Below are 11,034 nucleotides of genomic sequence, written 5' to 3'. Positions count from 1 at the left end.
CTGTTGCGTGGGCACGGCTGCCTGCTGCTTGTGTCCTGCTAGCCGGGAGCCACGCGGCACTACTGGACTCCTTTTTTTGGATCAAGATGGTCGCGCAGCCGATCACCCAACAGGTTGACGGATAACACGAACAAGGTAATAATCAGCCCCGGACAGGTGCATATCCACCAAGCGACTGTCAGATACCCCCTCCCCTGAGACAGCAGCGTCCCCCAATCGGGTATCTCCTTCAGCACACCCAGTCCGAGAAAGCTAAGGCTAGCGCCTGCCAGAATGGAGCTGCCCAAGCCCAGCGTAGCCATAACGAGCAGCGGTGAATAGGTATTGGGCAGCACATGTACGGCAAATATGCGCAGAGCCGGCACTCCAATCGACCGTGATGCGGTAATAAACGGACGGTTCTTGATGCTAAGCACTTGCCCGCGCATGACCCGCGCATAGCCTGGAATAGCCGACACCGCGATAGCTAGCACAATGTTGCGCAAGCTTGGCCCGAGTGCGGCTGCAATGGCCAGAGCGAGCAGGATGCCGGGAATCGTCATTACAATATCGATCGCTCGCATGAGGAATGCATCAACAGCACCTCCAATGTAACCAGCTAATGCGCCGATCGTTCCGCCAGCTATCCCGCCGAGCAGGACGGACATGATGCCGATTAGCAGGGAATCGCGACTGCCGTAGACGACAAGGCTAAATACATCACGACCGAAGTAATCTGTGCCAAACCAATGCGCCGCGCCTGGTTCTTGCAAGATCCGATCCGCAAGCATTTCTGTCGGCGAATAGGGTGCTATCCACTGTGGGAACATGGCGCAGGCTACAACCGCCACGATATAGATGCCGGCCAAGACGGCGAACAAGCCAGATACCGAGAATTTCGGCAAGTGATGTATGGCAAGAGGCTTGCGTCTCCTCCTCTCCCGCCATATTGCGCTGTTAACCGTCGCTTCTTTCATTGTGCGGTCTCCTTTCTGCCTCATTGCTCACTGCCTGAGCGCACCATTCTCATCTCACTTACGGCCTCTTTTGGCATTACGTTTCCTACTGTCCCTGCTTATCACACCGAACGCCGCAGGCGCGGATCAATCACGGTGTAGGATATATCGACCAGCAGATTTACCGTCACATAGATAATCGCAGAGAAAAAGATTACGCCCTGCACAACAGGTATATCCTTCGCCATGATCGCATCCGCCATAATACGGCCGATGCCCTGCCGGGCAAATACCGTTTCGATAACTACCGCCCCAGTCAGCAACTCGCCAAGCAACGTCCCGATCAGCGTAACCGCGGGAATGAGCGCATTGCGAAGCGCATGCTTATACATGATCGACCGTTCCGTCAGGCCTTTGGAGCGAAGCGTAACAATGAACGGCTCATTCATTACCTCGAGCATGCTATTGCGTACCATCCGCACGATAAATCCCGCGCCGATCATACCCAACGCCAATGCCGGCAGCACAAGGGTTTGCCAGCCATCTGAGCCCATCGCCGGGAACCAGCCAAGCTGCACGGAGAAGATAAGCAACAGCAGGATGCCTGACCAAAAGGCCGGCATGGAGATGCCGAACAGCCCTATCACCCGCGCCAAGACATCGATCGGCCTGTCGCGGTGAATCGCCGATAGCACGCCAAGCACAAGACCCAGCACCGTGGCGATGGCGGCGCTCGCCAGTGTGAGCGCCAGCGTCGCTGGAAAATGCGTCATGATCTTGGGAAGCACAGGCTCGGAGTTAAGCAAGGATGTGCCAAAGTCCCCCCGTAGCATATCACCGAAATATCGCATCAACTGGATGTGAAAGGGTTGATCCACGCCAAGCTGATGCCGCAGATTGGCTACAGCCTCTGGTGTCGCCATTCCTATATCAATCATGGAATCCACCGGATCACCTGGCAACAGATATAGAATGAGGAAGACCAGCAACAATGAGCCAATAATAACCAGCAGGGACGTCAACACTTTATACATAATCGCTCTTGCCATGCAGTCCTGCTCCTCCTTTCGTCGCGTTCTCATTCCGTCCGGCTTCCCTCTTACTCAGCCGCTCCAAGAACATGAATCAGCTTTGAATATAGGCATCGTTGAAGATTGGATAGCTGAGATAATCGAATTTCAGCCCTTGCAGCGAGGAAGATGCCCCTACGGTGTACGGGAAGATATAGACGGGGATGATGATCGCTTGGTCATGAATGTACTGCTGCACCTTTTTGTACAGCTCTGCACGCTTCGCATCATCAAATTCTACTGCAGCCTGATCGAGCCACTCATCCACCTCGGCAGAGGACAGCTTCGACAATGTCTCCCGCGCGCCTGAAGCAGGGGTCCGGTAAAAGCTGACCAGTGCATTCGGGTCGCCATTCACCTGACTGTTGCCATATACATCATAGTCGCCATTAGTCAGCACAACGGTCACAACGTCTTTCGTTATCTCAACATTAACCTGGATGCCGATCTGCTTGAGCTGCTGCTGGACCATGACGGCAATGTCATTACGCTTCTCGCGATTTGGCGACCCATCAACATAATGCAAGGTCAGCTTCTGTCCGGCCTTCTCGCGGATGCCGTCCTCTCCCTTTACCCAGCCCAGCTCATCCAGCAGTTGTCCAGCCTTCACGGGATCGGGCTTCACCACATTTTCCAGCGAGGCATCGTAGCCGAAGATGGTCGGAGTGAGCGCTGACCATGCCTGCTCATAGGTGCCCAGATACAACGTCTTGACAATCGAGCCGACGTCGATGCCAAGCTGAAGCGCCTGACGCGCCTTCTGCTCATTCCATGGCGCCTTGTTCTGGTTAATGAACAGCGTATACGGCAATCCTGGGGAATTCACCTTTAACAGTTGGAATTTATCATCGCTTTGCAGTGACAGCACATTTTGCGGCGGTACCGTCTCTACGGCAGTGACCTGCCCGCTCTGCAGACTGCCGATTCTTGTCGCTTCCTCAGGCACGATCTTGAAGGTAATGCTGTTCAGATAAGGTGCGGACGGGTTCTCCACTGTCTCTGGCGCCCAGTTATAATCAGGGTTGCGCTCTACCCGCAGCTCGGCATTCTCTTCCCATTTTACAAATTTGAACGGTCCGGTACCGACCGGATGCTTGCCGAACTGTTCTCCGTGCTGCTCTGCCGCTGCCGGAGAGACGATGCTTAGCGCTGCCTGGCTCAGGTTGCCAAGAAATGCGCGCGAGGGGCGAGACAAATGGAGCTTAATCGTATGCTCATCGATAATTTCCGAGCTTGCATACGGGACGATCTGCGCCGCCGCATTGCTCGCCTTCGTATTCGGGTCCAGAATTCGGTCCAGACTGTACTTCACAGCCTCGGCGTTGAATGGCGTGCCGTCGTGGAAGGTGACGCCCTGACGCAGCTTGAACGTGTAGCTTAAATGGTCAGGCGACTCTGTCCATTCCGTAGCGAGCCAAGGCTTGATCGTGCCATCCTCTGTGCGGACAACCAGATTATCGTACAATGTCCTGTAGACACGAATGGCTACCGCCAGACCGCTGCGAGCCGGGTCCAGAGTGTCGGGTGATGTCGCTAGCCCATAGATCAGGTCGCCCCCTTTCTCCTCCACAGACGCTACGGCTTCCTCCTTAGCGGCTACACCGCCAGAGCGGCTCCCCTGGGCAGCCCCGTCTGTAGCACCGCGGCTAGCGGAGCAGGCCGACAGCACCAGAGCCATCGTCATCATCAATGCCATCCATTGCGTCCATCTGGCACGTCTATTCATGCTGTAATCACTCCATTTCTAGATTTGGTGAGCCACTGGCCGCTGCGTATAGCGATTCTCTGGAAATGGCAGCCCAAGATGACCTCGCAGTGTACTTGCCTCATATTCCGTGCGGAAAATGCCGCGTGCTTGCAAGATCGGAACGACGAGCGATGTAAAATCCTCCAGCCCTCCTGGCACGGAGGAGAGGATGATAAATCCATCCACGGCCTGCTGCTTGAACCATTGCTCTATCTTGTCAGCAATCTGCTCGGGTGTGCCGAAGAAGGCCGGCTTGGGATTCGCCGTTCGCAGCGCTGTCTCACGCAGCGTCAGTCCCTGCTCCTGCGCAGTCTTCTTAATGTGATCCGTCGTGCTGCGGAAGCCGTTGGCGCCGAAGTCGCCCAGGTCGGGGAACGGCTCATCAAGCGGGTATTGCGTGAAATCATGATAGTCAAAAAAACGGCTTAAATACTGGAGCGCATCCTCTACAGAGCCCAGTTCAACAATCTCCTGATATTTGCGCTCAGCATCCTCCTCTGTCACTGCAACGATCGGAGCAATGCCCGGCAGAATCAGAATCTCCTCCTGAGAACGTCCGTAGGCCGCCGCTCTCTGCTTCACATCCGCATAGAATTGCCGAGATTCCTCCAGCGTGCCATGATGTGTGAACACCGCATCCGCCGTCTTCGCCGCCAGCTCTCGACCAGAGTCAGATGAGCCCGCCTGAAAGACTACAGGCTGTCCCTGGCGGGAGCGCCCGATATTGAGCGGCCCGGCTACAGCGAAAAATTCTCCTTCATGGTTCAGCGGATGCAGCTTCGCAGGGTCGAAAAATACACCACTCTCCTTATCACGAATAAATGCATCGTCCTCCCATGAATCCCACAGCCCTTTGACGACCTCCAAATATTCGCCGGCAATTCTGTAACGTGTCTGGTGATCAGGATGAACGCCCTTGTTGAAATTCGCCGATGCTCCCTCTGATGGCGAGGTGACAACATTCCAGCCCGCCCTGCCGCGGCTGATATGGTCGAGCGAGGCAAATTGCCGAGCCACATTGAACGGCTCGCTGTAGGAGGTGGATAGGGTGCCGACGAGACCGATGTGCGATGTAACCGCCCCTAGCGCCGACAATATCGTCAGCGGCTCAAAACGGTTCAGGAAGTGAGGAATGGATTGCTCGGTGATATGCAGCCCGTCTGCGATAAATACAAAATCGAATTTGGCTTCCTCTGCTTTGCGAGCCTGATCCATATAAAAGTCAGGGTTAATGCTGGCATCGGACGGCAACGCGGGATGCTTCCAGGTAGACACACTCGAGCCTACACCATGAATGGCTGCACCCAGCTTTAACTGTTTAGGTTGTGTCATTCATCGATCTTCCTCTCTTTTAATTCATCTTATTTAAATTGGTTTACTTGGTATTCTAGTATAGAAAGCTAAGAATGTATAATTGAAATTATCTATTCATACGTCCAATATTAATAAAGTGTCTATGTGTAGGGAGAGAGGCCGTAGATAATGAGGGACGGTACAGCGAACGGGCGGCCCCCCTCAACACAGCAAGAGCCTTACCCTCCACTGGCGTTGTGGATGGGCAAGGCTCTTGCTCGAATCATTCAGGCTTATTGACCGGCACCGCATCGTAATATTCCTCCAGCGTAATATCACGCTCCTGAATATCGCGCGCGATGTCATCGCCGACATACCTCAGATGCCATGGCTCGTATTTATAGCCGGTAATATCGTCTTTTCCCTTGGGATAACGGATGATAAAGCCGTATTCATGGACATGCTTGGCGAGCCATTTCGCTTCCTTCGTGTCGGCGAAGCAGTCCTCTGCGGCACACTTGCCGTCGCTTGCGGATACGTCAATCGCCAGCCCTGTCTCATGCTCGCTGTGCCCAGGTACTGCACTGTACGTTTTCGCTTTTTCCTCGCCATCGCGCTTCACATAACGATTGAATAGTGCGGTCTGGGTAGAGTGCGAGCGATAGGCCGATACGCCGGCCAGATAGATGCCGTCCTGTTCGGCTGCGGCGAACATGCTCTCCAGAGCAGCAGCCGCTTCCTTACGGAGCATCCTCTTCTCAATCTTCTCCGTGAAGGTGAAGCGCACCTCGGGATAGACCAGATCGGTAGGCTCAAAATCTTCCGGCAGACTGAATTGCTTGTTCACCAGCACTGCGATACTCTCCGGGTCGGCCGCTGTCTCAACAGCCGGTTGGCCAGATGGCTCCTCTGTCTGCTCCGGCTTCCCGCCAGGCTGCTCTCCTCCGCCCTGTCCCTGCTCATCGTCAGAGCCCTTCGCCCCCTCTACCGGGCCGCCGTTTCCGCTGCTGTGGCTGTTCTGACCATCAGGGTGATCCGTTTCACTGACAGTTCCTGCTTGGGCAGGCTTATCGCTCGCACCGCTCTGTCCAGAGCCGGAATCGGTTGTTGTCGTGGCGCTGCCAGGCTTATCCGCAGCCGGTGGGCTGGAGCAGGCCGATAGCAGCAGGCCGCATAGAGCTACAATGGATAGTACAGATTGGAGCTTGTTCATTGGTTAACCTCCTAAGGTATCGCAGAAGCAATATCACGCAATAATATGAAATGTACCTAATGTATCTCAAGTATTTCTTGTATTTCATGTATCTCATATATCTCATGCATCATGGGCTGGAGCATCAGGGAAATCTTCTATTGAACCCGAATTAATTATACACCACCGGCTATAGCAGTTCTATGCTGAGCGAATAGCAACTTTCTCCTTCCGTATTCCCTCTGCAAGGCTCTCGCTGTTTAGAGAGGAAATGACCGTGCCCCTGTCGAACAGGTAGAGGACAAAAAGGAATAGGTGAGGTAAGCAGATGGATTTTATATTAGAGACGATAGGAACCAAAATTGAGTGCTTTGAAGCCTACGACTTGAAGACCTTGGAGAGACAGATCGACGAGCATATTCAGATGAACAAGGCACTTCTGCTGGATGTACATGCAGTGTCCCATCAAGTCGTCTTTGACCCGAACCGCAGCAAGCTGCACTATAGCGCTGTCGTTCATTTCAAGCAGAAGACCTGAAGGGCTTCTGTCTAACTCGCCTGGCCTATAGCCGAAAGCCCTTGGTTGTAGTAATCTTGCTCTCCCCTGAGCTTCCCGAGGCGATGCGACAAGCAGCGCCCGCTACCTCACCGTCATGCTCTGACGGTTGCGGAAGCGGGCGCTGCGCATCAATTATGGCATGTAATAAGAGCGGAGCGCTTCCTTGATGCCAAGTGGATTATTGCGCAGATCCTTCGCGCTGAAGTAGATGTCCCCTTTGACCTCTGGGTAACGCTTATTGTATTCGAGCTGGTTAATGATCTCCTGCGCGCTCTGCCAGCCCGCTTCCTTCGTCCCCAGCTTGTAAGGCGAATGCCCGATATACAGGTCAACGCCCGTTCCCTTGACCTCCTGCACCCACCAATCGACGAGCTTGTCATAGCGGGCGGCAGGGAATGATAGGCTCCAATACAACTGTGGATTAATATAATCAATCCAGCCCTGCTTGATCCAGGTACGAACATCTGCATACATGCTGTCATAAGTCGTCACGCCCGCCTTCGTATCTGAACCGCTCGGATCGACGGACTGATTGCGCCAGACACCGAACGGGCTGATGCCGAACCGGATCGTAGACTTCTCCTTATGTATCGCCTGTCCGAGATCTCGCACGAACGCATTGATATTGCCGCGGCGCCAGTCGGCCTTGGATGCTGTCTTGCCTGGATTATAGGTCTTGAATGTCTGGTCGTCCGCAAATTCGGTATTGGACGGATAGAAATAATCGTCCAGATGCACCCCATCAATATTATAGCCGCGCACGACCTCCATGATCGTGTCTATAATATGCTGGCGCGCCTGAGGAATGCCCGGATTAATGTACAGCTTGCCTCCTGCGTTGACGATCCAATCCGGCTGCTGTTTGGCGATATGGCTGGAAGTCAGTTGCTCCGTCTTCGTATCGACACTGGCACGGAACGGATTGAACCAGGCATGGAACTCCATCTTCCGCTTATGCGTCTCCTCAATCATGAAGGCCAGCGGGTCATAATCCGGCGCAAGTCCCTGCACACCGCTCACATATTTCGACCATGGAACGAGCAGGGAAGGATAGAGAGCATCCGCCGCGGGACGTACTTGAACAAATACAGCATTCATCCCAAGCGCCTGCAGCTCATCGAGCAAGGTGCGGTATTCGGCCATTTGCTGCAATGATTTCCCATAAGAAGCCTTCGAGGGCCAATCTAGATTGTACACGGTTGAGATCCATACGCCCCTAAGCTCCTGTGCCGATTGTCCCGTTTCTTCTTGAGCGCCTGTCTGGTCAGGCAAGGGGCCTGCTGGACTCCCCACCGAGCCGCCTGCTGATTGGCCAGCTCCCGTTTCTGACCCGCCGATGTGCTCACCCACTGCTTCAGTATCCGTGCCTTCAGTAGAGCTTCCGCTGCGAGTAGTCAGTGTAATACGCTGCTCCTTCTCACTCCATTGGACGCCAAGTCCTAGCTGCTCGCTTACGAAGCGCAGCGGCACCATCGTGCGTCCGTTCTTGAGCTCCACAGAGGCATCCAACGGAACGCTGCTGCCATTAACCAGCGCGCTGGGCGCTCCCCGCTTCATCACGATGACCTGGCCCGCGCTGCCGCGAATAGTGGCCTGCTCCTCCTTCTGCAACCATCCGACAGTTGCCCCCAGTTGCTCGCTAATGATGCGCAGCGGCACCATCGTAACGTATACCTTAGGGAGGATATACGGAGAGACATCGCTGTTAATCGCTTTCCCATCCAGCACAATTTCGATTGGCCGGGCATCGCTGGCCAATCCCGCGGCCTCCGTAACGGGCACAGTCAGCGCCATAAGAAGCGCCGACATTACAAGCCATACTGCCCATTTCCTTGCCTTCATTCTTCAGCTTCCTCCCGCTTCCATGAAATATAGTAAACCTTTCCTCCCAATATAGACGTTAGTCCGGTTTATTTGTTTCACTTCGCAGCAGGATTTTTAGTGAATTATCTGTCAGAAGCCTTCAGCTTGAACTTGCTCAGCTCGTCCTGGAGTAGCTGGGCACTCGCGCTGAGCATCTCGGAGGATGCCTGAACCTCCTCCATCGAAGATAATTGCTCCTCTGCTGAGGCCGATACAGCCTGCGTCTCATCCGCGGTTGACTTGGAGATTTGAGCCATTTCACTGACAGCCGCTGTAACCTCCTCCGTGCTCGCCGACACTTGCTCAGCGGCTGCAGATACCTCCTGGATATGCTGGGCAATCAGACCGATTGAGTTCAGAATAACACCGATCGCCTCCACCGCCTCCTTGCTCGTCTCCATCCCTTTGTTGGTCACCTCTGTCGATTCCTCCATCGCTGCTGTTACCTGAGCAACAAGCGTCCGAATGGTGCCGATCCGTGAGCCGATGGTCTGTGCCGACTGCGTGGCCTGCTCTGCCAGCTTCCGCACCTCTGTCGCCACAACCATGAAGCCGCGGCCATGCTCTCCGGCGCGCGCTGCCTCAATATTGGCATTCAGAGCCAACAGATGTGTCTGTGCCGAGATGTCCATAATTACCGAAGCGATGGACTCGATCTCTCCAGATTGCTCCTGTAGTTGTCTTGCCAGCTCACTGGAGCGGCCAACGGATGACTGAATATGATTCATCTGGACGAATGTCTCCTGCAGCTTCGCCTCGCCCATCATCGCGCCTTGCGTAACCTCTGAGGCAGAATCGGATGCTTCAGAGGCTGTCTCCGCTATCCGCGTAACTGCAGCCGCCACCTCATTCATGGCATGTGCATTCTCTCCAGAAGCCGCCTGCTGCATCTCGGCCCCGTCAGAAATGCTAGTGACAGATAGTGCGATCTGATGTGTCACCGATGTCGATTCAACAGACAGCGCTGACAGTTGCTGGGCAGCAGCAGCCACCTGTTCAGAAATTTCCTGATTGCGCAGCAACAGCTCGTTCATCGCATCCGCCATTTCATTGAACGAATCGCCGACGTACTTCAGTTCATCCCGCGTGTATAGCTCGAATCGCCCCGTCAGATCCCCCCTGGCCATCAGAGCCGCGCCCTCTCTCAATCTTTGAATCGACTGGCGGACATTGGTATAAAAACCGATATAGAACATCATCGCCAGCAGCAGCGAGGCGCCAATAATCACCAGCATCGTATTGCGCGCAGACTCCAGCATATCTTGCCGTTCCTCGAGCAAACTCATCAGCTCATCCGTCGCCTTCTGGAAAAAGGCCGTTGCGTCCTCAATCGTTTTCGTGCCTTCAGCAAAAAAATCCGCCGGCGTCATCGTCAGAGCACCACCCTGTAGAAGCTGCTTCTCCATCGAGGTCAGGAAACGCTGAATCGATTGGATGCTGTCTGCGCCGCTTTGCTCGATTTTTACTGCCGAGTCGGAGTTATACTCTTTAATTTTGGCCATAGCCTTTTCTATACCCTGCAATGCATCCTCAATTTGTCTTTGCATGATGACCATGTTGATGTGCTCGCTATCGGTCATCTGCTTCCTGGCCAATATGCCATTCCCTTGCCCGCGTACCTGCCCAGACAGCTCGATAAGCACGGGTAGACGATTCACCACGACATCCATGACGTAATAGGAATCCACATGCGCATCCAGCATCAGCCCCGTCTGATCGGCAGCGTGCTTGATCAGATCGATGAGGGATTGAATCAGGTCAGCATGGCGCTGGAAGCTTTCGACTGGCGTCAGGCTTTCGACAGAGGCTTGTAGCTCCTTCCACTGACGCTCCATTTCAACCAATTCATCATCAGCATGCGCCTTTGCCGCAACGCGGGACTGATCTTGAGACAAGCTTTCTATGGTGCTGTTCGCCTGCTGTCCCAATTCCTCAAGACGGGACTTCGAGTCCACATCGCCGTTCAGATAGCCGTTCGCCAACCCGCGATGCTGCTGCACCTGGAGTATAAATGGCATAATCGATCTGGCGAAGGCTACCCCTGCCTGCTCCTGACTAGCGAATGTAACTTCTTTTTGCAGCTCGGATAACCATATATTTATAAGGAGCAATGCCGGCGCTACCAATATCACGCTTAGCACTATAAATTTTTGAGCATATTTGAGTCGCGACATGACGTAGCTAAATGGCTTCAACAAAATCCCCATCATCTACCACCTTTAACGTTTTAGTTATTCATAGATTATCGGCATATCCAGACATTTATGTAATAGTAGTTCTTAATTCCTAGTTGAGATTATTTACATCATTGATTGGGGCGCCGTTGATTTACGAATCGTTTGCCTCAATTTATCTAACACTAGTCCCGGCTGCCA

General features: G+C 53.8%; 8 protein-coding genes. 1 reads left to right on the top strand and 7 read right to left on the bottom strand.

Annotation, left to right across the window (positions count from 1 at the left end; translation table 11 throughout):
• Positions 1–59: 59 nt before the first annotated feature.
• The 5 genes from ACY1JZ_RS08270 to ACY1JZ_RS08250 form a co-directional block, all read right to left on the bottom strand.
• Positions 60–956 (bottom strand): ABC transporter permease, encoded by an 897-nt coding sequence (locus ACY1JZ_RS08270; protein WP_462628819.1) that lies wholly within the window; start codon positions 954–956, stop codon positions 60–62.
• Positions 957–1,057: 101 nt separating this feature from the next.
• Positions 1,058–1,984 (bottom strand): ABC transporter permease, encoded by a 927-nt coding sequence (locus tag ACY1JZ_RS08265; protein ID WP_462628818.1) that lies wholly within the window; start codon positions 1,982–1,984, stop codon positions 1,058–1,060.
• A gap of 76 nt (positions 1,985–2,060) precedes the next feature.
• Complete coding sequence (locus ACY1JZ_RS08260) at positions 2,061–3,731, bottom strand: ABC transporter substrate-binding protein (RefSeq protein ID WP_462628817.1); 1,671 nt, start codon at positions 3,729–3,731, stop codon at positions 2,061–2,063.
• Between the two features lie 18 nt (positions 3,732–3,749).
• Entirely contained in the window at positions 3,750–5,084 is a 1,335-nt protein-coding gene (locus ACY1JZ_RS08255) for an LLM class flavin-dependent oxidoreductase (protein ID WP_270165368.1), read from the bottom strand.
• A 244-nt stretch (positions 5,085–5,328) separates the two neighbouring features.
• Positions 5,329–6,258, bottom strand: a complete 930-nt coding sequence (locus ACY1JZ_RS08250; RefSeq protein WP_462628816.1) for a M15 family metallopeptidase — start codon at positions 6,256–6,258, stop codon at positions 5,329–5,331.
• A gap of 307 nt (positions 6,259–6,565) precedes the next feature.
• On the opposite strand from ACY1JZ_RS08250, the gene ACY1JZ_RS08245 reads away from it, so the two are divergent.
• The gene (locus ACY1JZ_RS08245) at positions 6,566–6,775 is read left to right on the top strand and encodes a DUF2536 family protein (protein ID WP_270165370.1); all 210 of its coding nucleotides are present in this window, start codon (positions 6,566–6,568) and stop codon (positions 6,773–6,775) included.
• A gap of 153 nt (positions 6,776–6,928) precedes the next feature.
• Here the strand turns inward: ACY1JZ_RS08245 and ACY1JZ_RS08240 are convergent, their stop codons facing one another.
• Both ACY1JZ_RS08240 and ACY1JZ_RS08235 read right to left on the bottom strand, forming a co-directional pair.
• Positions 6,929–8,638, bottom strand: a complete 1,710-nt coding sequence (locus ACY1JZ_RS08240) for a family 10 glycosylhydrolase (RefSeq protein ID WP_462628815.1) — start codon at positions 8,636–8,638, stop codon at positions 6,929–6,931.
• Between the two features lie 104 nt (positions 8,639–8,742).
• Positions 8,743–10,866, bottom strand: a complete 2,124-nt coding sequence (locus ACY1JZ_RS08235; RefSeq protein WP_462628814.1) for a methyl-accepting chemotaxis protein — start codon at positions 10,864–10,866, stop codon at positions 8,743–8,745.
• Positions 10,867–11,034: the final 168 nt, after the last annotated feature.

The organism is Paenibacillus sp. J5, assembly GCF_054955055.1.
Note: the sequence above shows the minus strand (reverse complement) of the source record. Positions and strands in the feature narration are given on the sequence as shown.